Genomic DNA, 15,235 nt, shown 5'->3' with positions numbered 1-15,235 from the left:
TCGTCTGCGGCGGCGCTGGCGCCGACCGTCAGCAGGCCTGCGATCAGGGCCGCCTTTACCGTGTTTCCTCTCATCTCTTCTCCTTGTGGGCTCTTGTTGTTTTCAACTTCGTGATGCAGGTCGTCGTGGTTGCTGGCTATTTGCTATCGCTTGCGCCTGCCTGTGGGCAGTCAATGCCGAGGGACACACGCGGATCGCCGACTGGCCGCAGAGTGAATCGCTCTCCGGTCACGCGCGGCTGGCAGCGGGGATCGGTTCTGGACCGTATCGCGGTCGGGGCATGGAACCAGCGTGTGGCGACTGTGTGCCGGGTGGCCGGCTGCCGGCCAGGCGGTGCAGGCCGTGGATGTCGAGCAATTCGATCTCCCTCCGTACGGCAGCGACCAATCGCTGCCGTGTGAACCGCCGAAAGAGCCGGCTCATGGTCTCTGGAGTGAGGCCGAGATAGTTCCCCAATTCGCACCGGGTCATCGGCAGCCGCATTCGGGTTGCGGACAGACCTCCACGCGCGAATCGCTGTCCCAGGTCGATCAAGACCCGGGCGAGCACCTGAGCGGCATTGCCGGATGCGAAGGCCATTCGCGTTTCCTGTTCGTTGAGGATCTCTGCGCTGATACGGCGCAGTAGCCAGTGCATCAGGGGAGGGTGCGTGATCGCGTGACTCTGGAATACGCGGTACGGGATACGGCAGAGGGCCGAGGTCTCGAGCGCGACGATGTTCAGGCTGAAGCACCCGCGGTCGATGGCATTGAGCCCGACGATCTCACCCGGAAGGTAGAAGCGGGCGATAGTCTCGGCGCCGACGGTATCCCGGGTGACGCCCTTCAGTGCCCCGACCTGCAACACATAGAGGTTCTCGAAAGGGCTGCCGCTATGGTGCAGGGTCGCGCCCTTTTCCAGCAGAGGCGTCTGTTGGATGAGTCGCTCCGGCACCTCGTGTCCAGCGCCCTTCAGGAAAGGGGGCAGGCACCGTTTTGAAAGACGGCAGGTGCCGCACCCCTGGGCCCTGGATGGAGCGGCGTGTCCGGCCAGAACCAGCGCAGGGTTGGCTGGCGGTTGTGGCCGCGGCTCCGTGCGGGTGTCGAAAGGAACCCTCACGCAGCCTCCCCAGCCCCGATAGTCGAGTGCGGCGCCACGACGCCGCGACACGCTGCATGCCTGCGTGGGGTGGGTGCAGGGCGCGGAGAGATCCGGGATCGAGGGTTAGCGTTCAATGTCCATTCCACCACGATGCAGTGTCCGTAAGAATCGTCGGGACACGCTGCAATAAGCGGGCCGGGATCTCGACGACCCGGAATCGCGGGTCTCCTGAAACGAGGAATTCCGGGCTGCGCCATTGTGAGCCTGACCCGGGGATGCGAGCGGCGACTTTAAAATCAACGCTTTAAAGATCGTTACGTCGCTCCGTTTCCCGCGATGGCGGACAGGATCAGTTGTTGTCCAGGGGTGGAGTGGGCTTGGGAGTATTGCCACATCGACAAAGGGAATTGTCATTGTGGCAAGGAGGAACGGCGAAGCGGAAGAGAGTCCGCTGGACGTTGGACGCTGGCCTGTGGCACGAAAGGCTCGTGCCCAAATCGTTGCCCGCCGTGTAGGAGGCGAGCACTCTCGCCGATGGGGCGCCGGGAAACCCATCGGCCCGGGGCTGGCCTCCTACGCTCAGGGGCGCAATCAGACCCGGGGCTGGCCTCCTGCGCTCAGGGCGGCAGTCAGAACCGGTAGTTCAGGCTCGTTCCGATAAAATGAGCCGAGTAGTTCGGGCTCTCTTCGCCGAGCGTGAGCACGGACGGGATCGTGTCGGGAGCGACGTCATCCAGGGTGAAATCCTTGGAGCGATAGCGCTCGTAAAGGTAGTCGACCCGGACCGAGAGCCTCTCGTTGACCCGGTAGCGTCCGTACAGCTTGACGGTGTTCAAACGGGACTCGAGGTCGGGGAGCGGTTCGACCGGGGCTCCCGTTCGCATCGTGATTCGACCCTTGCCCGAGGAGTACCCGTAGTCGATTCCGGCATCGAAGCCCTCGCGGCCGACGTCGCGTGCCTCCAGGGTCAGGCCGAACGAATCAATGGTGTCCCGCTGATCGCCGGTCCAGTCCGGGAAACCGAAGGCGGCGCTGCTGGCCAGAGTCGATTCGATGCGCTCGCGCCCGTAAAACGCGGAGACGGTGATGTTGTCGCGAGGAGCGGCGGAAATGTCCACCGTGTAGGCGACGTCCCGGGCGTCGATGAGACCCACCCGCGAGCGGTCGTAGTCGTCCTTGGCATAGTCGCCGGAGAACCCCAGGCTCACGCGGTCGGAAACCATGTAGGAGAGGTCGGCGCGTACCTGGTCACGGTCGCGGCTTGCGAGGTGAAACTTGCGCAGCAGCGGGTTCTCCTCCGGGATGACGTCTGGCAGGGCGGTATAGTCATCGTCCAGGCGGCGTTGTTCGCGGGTGAGCCGAAGGGTCATGTCCACCCGATCCGTTGGAGTGGCCCGAATCTCGCCCCAGCCGGCGGTGGTCTCGGTCTTGTCGACTTCCTGGAAGGTTCGCTCGACCTGTTCGGCCCGCCCACCGGCGGACAAGCGGACCTTGTCGGAGGCGCGGAAGTCGGCGATCAGCCGGCCGCCGAGACGCTCGTAGCTGTAGGGGCGGTTGATGCGGGCAGCGCCGACAAAAGTGTCGGTTCCCACCTGAACGAACTCATCCCGCCCGGTCCGGTTGTCACGGTCGTCATAGAATCCCTCGCCGGTCACGGTCAGCCTTGATCCCGCCGCGTAGACGGCCCGGAGATTCCCGGTCAGGGTGTTGACGCGGCCGTCGAGATCCGCGCGCGGCAGCCCGGGAGCGACCAGGTTCGGGTTGATGGTGGGCGCGAGGAAGCTGTCATCCTGTTCCATCCGGCCAATCGCCAGACGCCCGGATGTGTTGAGTCGTGAGGTGGGTCTCCAGCCGCCCGAGAGCATCAGCTGGTGGAAGCGGTTGTCTGGTTCCTGTGCCATGCGCCCCTGCTCGCCACCGAGCGAAAACGGGTTGTCCCAGGTGACCGCGTCGGCCTTGTTGTTGAAGAGGGATACGTGGTAGCTCGCTGCCACGTGCCAGTCCTGCTCGCGGTAGGCGACCCGGGCATCGATCTGGTCGGTGACCCGATCGACCTTGACGGGTAGCAGGGATGCGGTGGTCAGGAAGCTGCCGCCCTGGATCTTGAAGCCGTCCTGCTCGGTGCGCCGGTAATCGATGCCGTAGTCCCAGGCTCGCCCGCGCCAGAAATCGACGCCCACGCCAAGCCGGTCCCGGCGGGTGTCCAGGCTGATATCGGTCAGGCTGTCGTTCAGGCGGCCCATGCCGCCCGTCGTATTCGCGCGCTCCCAGTCGTCGGGCAGGGTCAGGTTGGTCGAGCCCAGCCCACGGAACACGGTTCTCGGGTTCTCCGCGACGAAGCCGGGGATCTGGTCATAGTTCAGGCGCGCCCGATACCGGCCGCGCTCCCCGCCGCGCAGGGCCAGGGATCGCGTGTCGAGACCGAGGTTCGACGCTTCGAGGTCGAGATACTTTTCGTCCTCGCTCCTGTAGTTGGCGCGGACGCCGCCGAGGAAGTACAACCCGTCGTCGTCCAGTCCCGTGTAGCGACCGAAATAGGCCGATTCCTCCGAGACGTATCCGACGCCGACGGTCACATCCCCCTCGGTTCCGCTGACGTCCGGGCACTGCGAGCACTCCCAGCGCTCGGTGTCCGCCTGCGGCCAGTAGGAGAACGGCGCAGTCCGGTTTGCAGCAGCCGCGCCGTCCTCCGGCTCCTGTTCAGCATGGGCTGACAGGGTCGCCGTCAGCGCGAGTGCGATGGCGAGCGACAGGCGTTTGGGCATGAGGTGTGCTGTGTGTTTGTTCATGACTGTACTCTCCCTGTGCCCTTAGCGGCTGAGGTTGGCTCCCGAGGGGTGGTTCGATCCGTGTACCTGCGAGTGGCAGTTCAGGCAGCTTTGGCCAAGAAGGAAGGACGAAGGCGCGCCCCCCGGGAGCCGGTCGCCGGTCTGGGCAATGCTGGGGTGCCCGGCCCGCGAGTGACAGCTCTGGCACAGCAGCGGTGCGCGCCGGCTCAGCATCCCGGGATGAATCGATCCATGGGCCTCGTGGCAGTTGGCGCAACTCTCCACGGAAGGCGCGTGTTCCCACAGGAAGGGCCCCCGTTTCTCCGCATGACAGTCATAGCAGGTCTCGTTCAGGGTAGGCTTGACCAGCATCGCTTCGGTCAGAGAACCGTGCGGTTGATGGCAGTCGGTGCAGGCCACCAGGCCCTCTCGCACGGGATGCCTGTGGGGCCGAAGGCTCTGGGCGCGAACCCGGGTGTGGCACTGGTAGCAGACCTCGGCCTGATTGGACTTCACGACCACGGGGTCCTTTTTCACGTGCACCTGATGGCAGTCCATGCAGGTCACATCCTGGCGCTGATGGGTGCTGCCCGCCCAGTGTGCGTCGCTCCCACCCTGGGTCTTGTGGCAGCTGAGACAGATCTGGGTGGCCTCTTGCGCAGAGAGGAGGGCGTTCGGACCGAACGCCGGCATCGGCGGCTGTTCCTGGCCCGGACGCAGGCGGCGCGTGTGATCGCCGCCGGGGCCGTGACAGGCCTCGCATTGCATGTTCGCGAAGGGTGAACGCGGGTCATTGAACGAACCGTGGGGCGTCTGAAACACGGCCATCACGCTCTCGTCATAGTCGTGGCACTGCAGACAGGTATCCGCCCCACCACGTGAGTACGAGGGCAACTCCTCTCCCGCGTACTGCTGGGCCGCTGCCGGCCCCAGGAACAGGGCGGTTGCCAGGAAGACGACCGCCATCAGTGCGGAGTGGATGGTGTTTCTCGTTTCACGCATGGACTTACCTTCGGTTCCTGATGACATCGGATGGATCCCGCGGCCGACGGCCGTATGGGCGGGAATGTTCGGCCCTATGGCCCGGGTGTCGGTGGACATGGCTGGATCAGCGTACGGGGTGAACCGCGCCAACATCGAGTACCCGCCCCGGGCCATGGCAACCCACGCAGGTTTCCTGGCCGGGAATCTGAAGCTCCGCGCCAGGCACATTGATCTGGCCTCCGAAGAAGCTCATGTGATTTTCCGCACTGGCGCCGATGTGGCAGGACCAGCAGACCGCGCTCTGGGGTGAAACGAAGGTGTCCTGTACGTCGTCGCCGTTCCAGACGCGCGTCGCCATGGCCGGCTTGTTGCGCGGGACGCTGGTCAACTGGAAGGTGTCGGAAGTGTGACAGGCCCGGCAGTCGCTCGACGGACGCGGGTACCCGAGGTCGCCAAAGGAACGGTATTCGTTGTCCCCGCGGATGTCGCTGGCATGGATGGCGTGCGTCATGTACATCATGTCGGTCGATGTCTCGTGCGGTTCGCGTGGACTCTCGGCGGCGCCCGGCCTTGCCTGGCTGGGGTTGTGGCACATCACGCACATCTGGACGTGGTCGGTGCGGTCCTGTCCGTGCCCGGAATAGGGGCCCTCGTACTGCCCATGGCAACTCTGACAGGCCTCGTCTTCGACGACCTGACGTCGCTGGACGACATCGGCCGCGCCATTGGGGGCAAAGAATCGTGTGGCCCCGGCGATCCGGACGACTTCGCCGTCCTCCACGCCATCGAGCCACGCGCTGCCCTCGAGGCTTACCGTCAGGAGGGTGGGATCAACGGGCGCATTTCCTGGCGGGTCATTTGGTGGGATGGCGATCGGGACCTCGTAGGCGCCGGCGCCGTCCGGCACCGCGTTTGCAAGGGCATTCGCGCCAAGCGGGAACGGGCGGCCGTAATCCGAGGAGCTGCGTTCGGTCCAGTGCAGCCGGGCAGCCAGAGCCCGGAAGTCGCCAGGCAATTCATAGGCGCTGCCATCCTGGGGGTTGGTGACCGAGAAGGTCACCAGCGCTTGGTCCGCCTGCCGTTGCAGGCCCAGCACGTTCAACTGGAACTCCCCGGACGCAAGCTTGGTGGGTATCGCATGGCTCTCGAGCACACTGCCGGCAACCCCCCCGGTTGAATGACAGGCGGTGCAGCTGTCGTTGGTGACGGGCAGGTTCTCGCCGCGGATGTGGTTTTCGCCCGTCTGGAAGTTCACGTCGGCATGGCAGGAGCCGCAGGCGGCAATATTAGGGTGGGTGAGGATCTGGCTCGACTGGGGCGTCCTCGGATTGTTTGGGTCGTGACAGGTGGCACAATTGCGCACGTCCTGCGGGTGAGCGACGTCGGAGAAGTCTTTTCGGGAGTCACGGAACCCCCAGAGGACGTAGGGCTCGCCGGGAAGATCCGCACCCATGTGGATCTTGTGCACCATCACCCGGTAGTCGAGGCTCTCGCCGCTCTGCGCGTCCGTCGTACCCGGGTTGTGGCAGGCGACGCAGTATTCGGCATCCACGCGGCTGCCACCGTGAGCGTTTAGACTGGCGCCGTGGCAGGTGCCGCAGGTTTCCTGGGCCACGATGCGCCGATCGGGGATGTTGAACGTGCGCCCGCTCGACGGTTGGAAGCTGTAGATCGCATTGGTGCCCGCAGTGGCTCCGCCCAGTTGCAACCCCACCAGATGCGTCAGTTCCGGCTGGTAACTTACCGCGAGGGGTTCGGTGACCGTGGAGAGATCGGTCGCGAAGGTATAGCGGTAGGTTCCGTCGCCGTTGTCCTGGAGCGTCCCGTTGCTTTCGGCGATCGCCTGGATCTGGGGTTCGGTTCCAGGCCAGTCTCCGGTGCCCGGCTGTTCAATGCGGTTGAGGTAGCTCTGCCAGGCACTGCTGTCGCCATCGCGCCCGGGGACGAGTTTCGCAATTGTGAAACTGGCCTGCGTGATCCCTGGAATGGCAAAGCCGCGCTCATCGACGACGGTGAAATCCACGACCGGCGTACTGGAGATGGTGACTTGGTTAATTGTCGCCTGCACGCCCGGTGCGCCGGGAGGGCCTTCCGGACCCGGGGCGCCGGGACTTCCCGAGCTTCCGCCACAGCCCGCGAGAGCAACGATCACCAGGGTCATTGGGATGAGAGCCAGGAACCGGTTGAAGTGATTGAGATTCGCCATGTACATCAGCCAGCTCCAGGGGTGGTCATGTTTTCGTGAAGGGCCGCGGTTCGTGTGGGTAGGGGCAAGAATCCGTCTGAGGGTAGCGCCTAGCCATATGGTGGAATACTAGACCAGAGCGAGGTCTCGAGCGGGCAAAAAATTGATTTTGGTCAAGTGGGTTCGGATTAGGTGGAACCATAAGAGCACCCGAGTCTCACGGGAGACCGCGAAACTGAAGCGCTCCGCGCGGGTGCCGGTTGGCACATGGATGCTAATAAAAACAGTGGGATAAGATGGATCACTGAAAAGGCACGGGCGGTGTTGAAGTGCGCTTCATTCAGTTCGGCCGTGTTCGACGGACGAAAATGGACTCGTCTACACTGCATTCTCCCCGGCCAGAGAGCACCGCGCCGAAGGGAACGAAACAGATCACCAGGAGGTTATGACGCGATGAAAAGAACACGACTGAATGCGGGCCGAACCCGGCTGCTGGCCAAGACCATCCTTGGGGCGCTGACCCTTGTCGCTGCACCCATGGCCCTGGCCGCCGCGCCGGGCTCCGCGGAATCCTGTCTCGGCTGTCACGGGGCGGACGGCATCAGCAGCGATCCGGATACACCGACCATCTCGGGCGCATCCGATTTCTTTATTGAAAACCAGCTGTTCCTGTTCCAGGGCGAGGAGCGTCCCTGCGTTGCCGACCTGTTTGCCAAGGTCGATGACGCACCGGCAGCCGACCACTGCGCGATCGTAGCGGACTGGTCCGAGGACACTATCGTCGAAGTGGCGGCTCACTATGCGGAGCAGCCGTTCCAGTCGGCGGACCAATCCTGGGATGCGGCCCGGGCGGAAGCCGGTGCGGCCATTCACGAGGACAGTTGCGCGCGCTGCCACGCGGACGCGGGCTCCGATCCGGCGGACGATGCCGGCATTCTGGCGGGGCAATGGAAGCCGTACCTGGTCCGGACGATGACGGATTTCCGCGAAGGCAGGCGCATGCAGCCTGCGACTATGGAGCGTGAAATGCAGGCGCTCTCGGACGCGGATATCGAGGCGCTGGCGGCCTACTACGCGAGCCAGGGTCAGTAAGAAGCAGCAAGCCCTGTGCACTGGAATGCACAGTGAGGCCCTGGTGGGCGGTTCTGCCACCAGGGCCTCGCTTTTTTTGGGTCTAGCTTTCATGCCCCGGCCCAGTTCTGTAGGGCGGTTTGGCGTAGCGTAACCCGACGTGCCGGGGTGCCACGACCGACGCTGCTGTGCAGCCATGGGTGGGTGCGAGACCCGTCGGGTTACGCCCTTTGGGCTAACCCGACCTACGGTTTGCGCCCGGGGGCGCCGGGACACCGACTGGTCTACACTCCCATGGCTCTGGGTATCGATGAAAGGGCCCAGAGTCATCAAAAAACAGGAGGATAGGAGCGATGAGAAGAACCAAATTGAGCCACCCGGGCAGCAGGCCGCTGGCCGCGGTCGTCTTCGGGGCGCTGGCCTTTGCCGCAGCCCCCATGGTCCTGGCGGGAGCTCCGAGTTCCGCGGAGTCCTGTCTTGGTTGTCACGGGGCGGACGGTATCAGCAACGATCCTGATACACCGACGATCTCGGGCGCATCCGATTTCTTCATCGAGAACCAGCTGTTCCTGTTCCAGGGAGAAGAGCGTCCCTGCGTTGCGGACTTGTTTGCCAAGGTCGATGACGCACCGGCAGCCGATCACTGCGTGATCGTAGCGGACTGGTCCGAGGACACCATCGTGGAGGTGGCGGCTCACTATGCGGAGCAGCCGTTCCAGTCGGCAGACCAATCCTGGGATGCGGCCCGGGCGGAAGCCGGTGCGGCCATCCATGACGCCAACTGCGCGCGTTGCCACGCCGATGGAGGTGGCGATCCGGCGGACGATGCGGGCATTCTCGCTGGCCAATGGAAGCCCTACCTGGTGCGTACGATGAAGGACTATCGCGCCGGGCTGCGCTTTCAACCGGCCACGATGGAACGGGAAATGACGCCGCTCTCGGACGACGACATCCAGGCTCTGGCCGCCTATTACGCAAGTCAGGGGCAGTAAGCCAGGCAAAATATCAGTATAAGAAAGTGCCTGGAGGCCCTGGTGGGCGCGTGTGCCACCAGGGCCTACGTCGTTTTGACGGCCTCCCCGGCCCTTGGTCTGCCCCGACGAGCCGTGCGGCCCAGCCGCAAACCGTAGGTCGGGTTAACCCAAAGGGCGTAACCCGACGGGTCTCGCGTTCACGCCAATATCAAGTTGGGCGAAGCGAATTGCACCGGGCCTGCCTCAGGGGTTCAGCAACCGCAGGATCTCCGGATCTTCCTCCCGTTCCGCCAGGACCGAGTGGCACAGCATACAGTCATTGGAAATGGTCTCCCTGTCGGCCGTTCTGTGGCGGCGGTTGTGGCAACGGAAGCATCCCGGGGCATCCTCACGGGTGGCGACCGGTGGATGCCCGCTGTGGTCGGGGTAGGTGTCCCAGGTGACCTTCATGTGGGGGAACACGTTCCAGCTGTAGATGTCCCCGAGCTTCTCGCCTGCGGCCGCAACGGCCTCTGGTTTCTCGGCCAGGACCTCCGGGTAGTTCTCGCGATAGAACGCCTCCAGGGACGCAGCGAGGCCCGCGCGCGCGGCTTCATGGGACGGGTAGTCCGCTTCGGTGAGAATCCGCACACCCTCGCGCTTGACGTAGGGCAGGCCGGCGTCGATGCGGTCGGTCGCCAGCGCCTCGTCGAGTTCCTGTGACGGCGAGCGGTAGATGTGGGTGGGGCGATTGTGGCAGTCCACGCAATCCATCAAGCGCCATTCGCCGCGCTCCTCCTCGTCCGGCATGCCTCGCGGCTGGAACAGCTTCACGGTGCCGTCGGCCTTGGTGAGTTCGACGTCGTAGATCTCCATTCGGCTTGCATCGGAGCGGTAGCGGATCTCCACGCCCGGGTCCACGTGCCAATGGATTCCTTCGGACGCGCGACCGCGCAGGCCGCCCACCTTCAGGAGCAGCGCGGTGCGCAGTTCCGTGTTGGCCTCGTCCTCGTCGAACACGGCATCGATCCGCAGCTTGTCGCCGACGTAGTTGGTGGGCCAGTGGCACTGCTCGCAGGTATCGCGCGCGGGGCGCAGATTCTCGAGCGGTGTCGGAATAGGGCGGGGATAGAGGTCGAAGGTGACGGCCACCATCTGCCAGGCGCCGTCCAGCTTGGATCGCACGAACCAGTCGGCGCCCGGACCGATGTGGCAGTCGACGCAGCCGACCCGCGCATGGGGTGAGCGCTGATACGCAGTGTACTCGGGTTGCATTACCGAATGGCAGGCCATGCCGCAGAACTCGTTGGAATCCATCACCTCCATGCCCTTGTAGGTGGCGCCCGCGAGCACGGTGACGTTCACCATGGTCAGCACCACAAAGATGAGGACCAGCTTGCGTGTCCGGTTCTGGTTCAGGTCGATGACCGGAAACAGCGGCGGCTCTTCACCGGCTGCGGCGGCCTTCGCCGCACGACGGCGTTGCCACAGAATGCCGATCGGGATCATCAGCAGGCCGAGCACGAAAAACATCGGCATGATCAAGAAGGTGAGGATTCCCAGGTACGGGCCGTCCGCGAAGCCCAGCGCTTGCACGACAAAGAGCGTGAGCATCAGCGTGAGTGCGGAGAGCGCGATGGCCGTGCCCAGCATGCTGACCGTGTTCTGGATGAGTAATGCAAAAAACTGCCTGATCATGAAACTGCCCCTGCGGCTCGAAGGATACCGGTGGTCGATGTCGAAGGATCTCGCCTTGAATCACCCATACCTGTGAAGTATAGGCGATGTTGCGCTTTATTCCGGCCCCGGGTGTCAGCGCGCAACCCTGTGTTCCCGCCGGAACTCGTCCCAAAAGGCGCGTCGAGGACACGCTGGCTTGCCGGTTGAACTACATTAATGGGGAATGCGGGTAATGGGGGCAGCGCTGGCCTGAGACGCATGGGTTCGGCGCTGCGAGCCGCGTGATTGCAGGTCGTCGGCGTTGCTGCCGGGCGGCCAGGCAAGTCCTGGACAGGATCCCGTCACTATCGAACGGGACACAGATAGGAGGTTGGTCATGGGTGGCATTGTCGTGGGTATGGACGGTTCGGACGGATCCGTGAAGGCACTGAAATGGGCGATGGAGGAGGCAAAGCTGCGGGGGAGTGAGGTGCGAGCCTGCTTTGTCGTGGACAGGATCTACACCGAGCCCGAATGGGCTTCGCTGATCATCCCCTCGGCCGACGAGTTGCGGCGGGAGGGCAAGCGGCTGCTGGCTGACTCGGTGACCAAGGCGGGGGCTGGCGAGGACGTCCGACAGGAGGTGCTGATCGGCGAGGGGCACGGGCCCACGAAGGCGCTGCTCGATGCCGCGAGCGACGCTGAGATGCTCGTGGTGGGCTCGCGCGGACGCGGTGGCTTCCAGGGGCTCCTGCTGGGCTCGGTGAGTCAGCAGGTCCTGCACCACGCGAAATGCCCCGTGGTCGTGGTTCCGGCGGCGTAAGTACTACCGGGCCCCCCGGCTTGCAGGTTCCGTAGGAGCGGCCTCCGGCCACGATCTGAACGCCGGGCCGGGCACGATCGACCCTGCGGTCGTGCCCCCAGGTCGCTCCTGCGCGGATGGAGCCAATGGGTCGTGGGAGCGCGGTGAAGGTCTTTTTCCAGGTCCCGCGGGTTTGCCTGGCAGACCGATGTCGGCTCCTGATTGTCACGGAAGCTCCGCAGAGGACCCCTTCTCGCGCAAGGCTCGCTCCCACGGGTCCTTGGCCCTGTGGAAGCCTGCCTTGCAGGCGAAGGTTTTGGCGGTTTCGCTGCGGTCAATGCGATGTTCCGGGGCTGCGGAGGATTCGCCGGCTTGGGTTTCGCTATGCAACGCTCGCGGGCGGTGTCGCGAGACGGCCGGCCTCGAAATCCGCGATCGCCTGCCGGATCTCGGCGTCCGTGTTCATCACGAAGGGGCCGTGGTGCCGGATGGGTTCGCGGAGAGGGCGGCCGCGCAGGAGCAGCAGCCTGGCGCCCTCGCTGGAAGCCAGTTCAATCCGCGTCTGCTCTGACCAGACGCCCATGCGAGCCGTGTCCAGCCCGTCACCGAGGCTGCCGCTGTAGATGTAGGCGATCAGCCTTTCGTCGGGATCGAGTTCCACGGTCAGGCGGGCGCCGGGATTCAGCGTCACGTCAGCCATGGCCGCGTCGTCTCCAAGTCGCGCGAGCGGGCCTTCGAGCCGTCCGGTACTCGTGTGCCAGGCTCCGGCGATGGCCTTGAGCGTTACCCCGTCCGCCTCTGCGGTCACCATCTCAGCGGCGTGTATGTCGCGATAGCGCGGCGGATCCATCTTGCGTGCCGCCGGGAGGTTGATCCAGACCTGGAATCCGTGCAGGCCATCGGAGTCCAACAGGGGCATCTCCGAGTGGATCACCCCGCGTCCGGCGCTCATCCATTGGGCTTCGCCGGCGTGGACCTCGCCACGGTTGCCCATGGAGTCCTCGTGGGTCACACCCCCGTGGATCAGGTAGGTCAGGGTCTCGAAGCCCCGGTGTGGGTGCGGAGGGAAGCCGCCGATGTAGTCCTCCCGCGCGCTGGCCTTCAGTTCGTCCAGCATCAGGAATGGGTCCAGACGGCCGGTGAAGTCGTTGATGCGACGGATCTTGACCCCGGCGCCATCCTGGGTCGGCTGGGCGGTGCGGATCGCTTCGGGTCGCGTACTGGGCATGATGATTCTCCTTTGCTTTCGTCTCAGCATAGAGACCACGAAAGCGAAAGAAAATCGGATTTTGTTGGATAAACCGTTCGAAATTCTGGGACGTTACACAGGACCTGGCCGTGCGGCAGCGATATGGAGTGCGGCGGCTTGCCGCCGCTTTGGGGCATGCGAAGGGTTCGGGGCGTTGGACAGCGGGAGCGAGCTCCCGCACTCCATAAACGGTGCATGCGCGTAGCGCATCCTGGAGTGCGGCGGCTTGCCGCCGCTTTGGGGCATGCGAAGGGCTCGGGGCGCTGGACAGCGGGAGCGAGCTCCCGCACTCCATGTTTTTATTGCGGTGGTGCTTCGGGGATGCGGTTTTCCACCTCTGCACCGTTGTTCAGCCTGGAGCGTACTTCCGCGAGGTTGCTCCGGATCAGCTGCGCTTCCTCGCTACCCGGTGTCAGTTGCGACTCGAGCCGTTCCCAGTAGCTTTTTGTCGTTTCGTAGTCGGAGGCGCGGAAGGCCGCGAGGCCCGCGAGCCACAGCGCGTTGGTGTGGTCGGGTTCGATCTCCAGCGCCTGGGTGACGAAGGGCAGCGCACGGGCATTCAGGTCGCCGCCGTCCATGCTGCCGAGCAGGTCCGCATAGGTTACGAGGATGTCGGGATCCCTGTTGCCCCCGTAACGGATGGCCTGGGCATAGGCGCCGGCGGCGGCACGCGGCTGCTCCAGGAAGAGCAGGGACCGGCCCAGCAGTGCCCAGCCGTCCGGATCGTCCGGGTTGGACTCGAGGCGGGCGGCAAGCGCGTTCACCGCGGCCTCCATGTTCTGATCCATACCGGCCTGCGCTGTCTGTGGCGAAGGCCGCTGGGGATCCAGCCCCGGTTCGCCCGCGCCGTACCCCTGGTAGATCAGTACGGCCAGTACTGGGACGACCAGCAGGCTGGCGATTCCCGTCGGCAGGCGCCAGGAGCCCTTGATCCCTCCCGCCGGCGCGGCGGTCCTGCCCTCGCTGGCCTCGAGCAGGCTGCGCTGCAGGTCGGTGCGGGCGGTGTTGAACTGCTCCTCGGAGATGGTGCCGGCTTCGCGATCCGCCTCGAGATCGGCCAACTGGCTGCGGTACACCGAGACCTTGGCGTCTATGACATCCGTCGAAGCCTTCCCCCCGGGCGCGGGACGGCTCATGAACATGGGGACGAGCAGAAAGAGCAGGGCGGCGACCGTCAGAACGGCCGCCAGGGTCCAGAAGAACGTCATGCCTTACCCCCGTCGCCGTCACCTAGCAGGCGGCGCAGGCGTTCCTGCTCCTCCTCGGAGAGATCGCCCGCGCCAACCTGGTTGCGGCGGCGGTAGAGGATCATCCCCAGTGCCGAAAGTCCGATCACTAGCATCGCGATGGGCCCGAACCAAAGCAGGTAGGTGGTCGCATTCATCGGGGGGCGGAAAAGCACGAAATCACCGTAACGCGCGACCATGTAGTCGACGATTTCCTCGCTTTCCGCGCCATCCCTGATCATCAGTGAAATCTGGCGACGCAGGTCATTGGCGAGCGGCGCGTTCGACTCGATCAGGTTCTGGTTCTGGCAAACGGTGCAGCGCAGCTCGCGGATCAGCTTCTGATAGCGGACCTCCTGTTCCTCCGATTCGAAGGTCATCGGCTCCGAAGGCGGCGCGGTCGGTCCCGCAAGCAGGCTCGTGGGGGCGATCAGCAGTGCCAATGCCCCGAGGCACAGCAACGACAGAATGACGGGGTATGGCCTCATGATTCGGCCTCCAGTTGTCGGTAAAGGGGAAGAATTTTGTTTTCGATGATGTCCGGCGTGATCATGCCGATGTGCTTGAAGCGGATCATGCCGTGGCGATCGATCAAAAAGGTTTCGGGCGTCGCGTAGACACCGTAGTCGATCCCCACCATGCCGGCTTCGTCGAAGGCGATGGACTGGTACGGGTCGCCGTAACGCGCGAGGAAGCGCAAGGCGTCCGAGCGGGTGTCCTTGTAGTTCAAGCCGTAGACCGGCACGCCGCTGTTCCGCAACTGCGCAAGCATCGGATGCTCCTGCCGGCAGGTCACGCACCACGAGGCCCAGACGTTGAAGAGGGCCGGCTTTCCAAGCATGTCGGCCCTGGCAAACCGGGTGTCCGGATCACGCAGCTGCGGCAGGTCGAAATCGGGGGCCTCCTTGCCGACCAGCGGCGACGGCAAGGCGCGGGGGTCGAGGCTCAGACCGATCCAGAGCACCCCCACCAGTGCAAAAAAGGCAAACAATGGAATCAGGAAACGTAACTTCATCTTTCAGAACCTCTTAGCACCCATGTGGACCATGCGTGGTATTCCAGCGCCAGTGATCGGAGAGGAAAGGCGTCCCGGTTAGCCGGGACCCTGCCATCCACCTTTGCTCGTTGGACCAGAGCATCAGCCGGCCGCGGTCGGCGATGCCTTGCCATCGGGTTGGACACCCCCGTTGCCTTCGAGGTTTCCCGCCGCGTCCGGCAGGTCCTCCTCACGACGCACCCGCACCCGGTAGCGGCGATC

12 protein-coding genes are annotated in these 15,235 nt (G+C 64.5%); 3 read left to right on the top strand and 9 right to left on the bottom strand.

The features are described from left to right. Positions 1-228: 228 nt before the first annotated feature. The 4 genes from EA346_RS03855 to EA346_RS03840 form a co-directional block, all read right to left on the bottom strand. Entirely contained in the window at positions 229-933 is a 705-nt protein-coding gene (locus EA346_RS03855) for a helix-turn-helix domain-containing protein (protein ID WP_296755891.1), read from the bottom strand. Between the two features lie 776 nt (positions 934-1,709). Continuing rightward, complete coding sequence (locus EA346_RS03850) at positions 1,710-3,869, bottom strand: MtrB/PioB family decaheme-associated outer membrane protein (protein ID WP_296755888.1); 2,160 nt, start codon at positions 3,867-3,869, stop codon at positions 1,710-1,712. A gap of 21 nt (positions 3,870-3,890) precedes the next feature. Continuing rightward, on the bottom strand, positions 3,891-4,850 hold the full coding sequence (locus EA346_RS03845; RefSeq protein WP_296755884.1) for a DmsE family decaheme c-type cytochrome: 960 nt from the start codon (positions 4,848-4,850) through the stop codon (positions 3,891-3,893). A 106-nt stretch (positions 4,851-4,956) separates the two neighbouring features. Next, positions 4,957-7,044, bottom strand: coding sequence for an OmcA/MtrC family decaheme c-type cytochrome (locus EA346_RS03840; protein ID WP_296755881.1), 2,088 nt, complete (start codon positions 7,042-7,044; stop codon positions 4,957-4,959). A 426-nt stretch (positions 7,045-7,470) separates the two neighbouring features. Between EA346_RS03840 and EA346_RS03835 the strand changes: the two genes are divergently transcribed. Both EA346_RS03835 and EA346_RS03830 read left to right on the top strand, forming a co-directional pair. Beyond that, positions 7,471-8,109: a c-type cytochrome gene (locus tag EA346_RS03835; RefSeq protein ID WP_296755879.1), complete on the top strand. Its 639-nt coding sequence runs from the start codon at positions 7,471-7,473 to the stop codon at positions 8,107-8,109. Between the two features lie 332 nt (positions 8,110-8,441). Continuing rightward, positions 8,442-9,080 carry a c-type cytochrome gene (locus tag EA346_RS03830; protein WP_296755876.1) on the top strand — a complete coding sequence of 213 codons (639 nt, stop codon included), beginning with the start codon at positions 8,442-8,444 and terminating at the stop codon, positions 9,078-9,080. A 225-nt stretch (positions 9,081-9,305) separates the two neighbouring features. Here the strand turns inward: EA346_RS03830 and EA346_RS03825 are convergent, their stop codons facing one another. Then, positions 9,306-10,739 (bottom strand): NapC/NirT family cytochrome c, encoded by a 1,434-nt coding sequence (locus EA346_RS03825; protein ID WP_296755873.1) that lies wholly within the window; start codon positions 10,737-10,739, stop codon positions 9,306-9,308. A gap of 358 nt (positions 10,740-11,097) precedes the next feature. Between EA346_RS03825 and EA346_RS03820 the strand changes: the two genes are divergently transcribed. Next, the gene (locus EA346_RS03820) at positions 11,098-11,523 is read left to right on the top strand and encodes a universal stress protein (protein WP_296755872.1); all 426 of its coding nucleotides are present in this window, start codon (positions 11,098-11,100) and stop codon (positions 11,521-11,523) included. Positions 11,524-11,884: 361 nt separating this feature from the next. Here the strand turns inward: EA346_RS03820 and EA346_RS03815 are convergent, their stop codons facing one another. From EA346_RS03815 to EA346_RS03800, 4 genes are all read right to left on the bottom strand, one after another. Further along, complete coding sequence (locus tag EA346_RS03815) at positions 11,885-12,730, bottom strand: pirin family protein (RefSeq protein WP_296755868.1); 846 nt, start codon at positions 12,728-12,730, stop codon at positions 11,885-11,887. Positions 12,731-13,050: 320 nt separating this feature from the next. Beyond that, the gene (gene ccmI, locus EA346_RS03810) at positions 13,051-13,959 is read right to left on the bottom strand and encodes a c-type cytochrome biogenesis protein CcmI (protein ID WP_296755866.1); all 909 of its coding nucleotides are present in this window, start codon (positions 13,957-13,959) and stop codon (positions 13,051-13,053) included. Then, a complete protein-coding gene (locus tag EA346_RS03805) occupies positions 13,956-14,465 on the bottom strand; it encodes a cytochrome c-type biogenesis protein (protein WP_296755864.1) in 510 nt (169 codons plus the stop codon). Before EA346_RS03805 ends, ccmI begins: the two co-directional genes overlap by 4 nt. Continuing rightward, entirely contained in the window at positions 14,462-14,992 is a 531-nt protein-coding gene (locus EA346_RS03800) for a DsbE family thiol:disulfide interchange protein (RefSeq protein ID WP_296755862.1), read from the bottom strand. The genes EA346_RS03805 and EA346_RS03800 overlap by 4 nt, the downstream gene beginning before the upstream one ends. Positions 14,993-15,235: the final 243 nt, after the last annotated feature.

The organism is Thioalkalivibrio sp. (assembly GCF_007692535.1).
Classification (GTDB): domain Bacteria; phylum Pseudomonadota; class Gammaproteobacteria; order Ectothiorhodospirales; family Ectothiorhodospiraceae; genus Thioalkalivibrio.
This window is presented reverse-complemented; position numbering and strand designations above follow the sequence as displayed.

Bases quoted from the DNA above. Each gene is read 5' to 3' on its own strand.
- EA346_RS03800 (WP_296755862.1), bottom strand. From the start codon at position 14,992: ATGAAGTTACGTTTCCTGATTCCATTGTTTGCCTTTTTTGCACTGGTG.
- EA346_RS03825 (WP_296755873.1), bottom strand. From the start codon at position 10,739: ATGATCAGGCAGTTTTTTGCATTACTCATCCAGAACACGGTCAGCATG.
- EA346_RS03830 (WP_296755876.1), top strand. From the start codon at position 8,442: ATGAGAAGAACCAAATTGAGCCACCCGGGCAGCAGGCCGCTGGCCGCG.
- EA346_RS03805 (WP_296755864.1), bottom strand. From the start codon at position 14,465: ATGAGGCCATACCCCGTCATTCTGTCGTTGCTGTGCCTCGGGGCATTG.
- EA346_RS03840 (WP_296755881.1), bottom strand. From the start codon at position 7,044: ATGTACATGGCGAATCTCAATCACTTCAACCGGTTCCTGGCTCTCATC.
- EA346_RS03820 (WP_296755872.1), top strand. From the start codon at position 11,098: ATGGGTGGCATTGTCGTGGGTATGGACGGTTCGGACGGATCCGTGAAG.
- ccmI (WP_296755866.1), bottom strand. From the start codon at position 13,959: ATGACGTTCTTCTGGACCCTGGCGGCCGTTCTGACGGTCGCCGCCCTG.
- EA346_RS03850 (WP_296755888.1), bottom strand. From the start codon at position 3,869: ATGAACAAACACACAGCACACCTCATGCCCAAACGCCTGTCGCTCGCC.
- EA346_RS03835 (WP_296755879.1), top strand. From the start codon at position 7,471: ATGAAAAGAACACGACTGAATGCGGGCCGAACCCGGCTGCTGGCCAAG.
- EA346_RS03815 (WP_296755868.1), bottom strand. From the start codon at position 12,730: ATGCCCAGTACGCGACCCGAAGCGATCCGCACCGCCCAGCCGACCCAG.
- EA346_RS03845 (WP_296755884.1), bottom strand. From the start codon at position 4,850: ATGCGTGAAACGAGAAACACCATCCACTCCGCACTGATGGCGGTCGTC.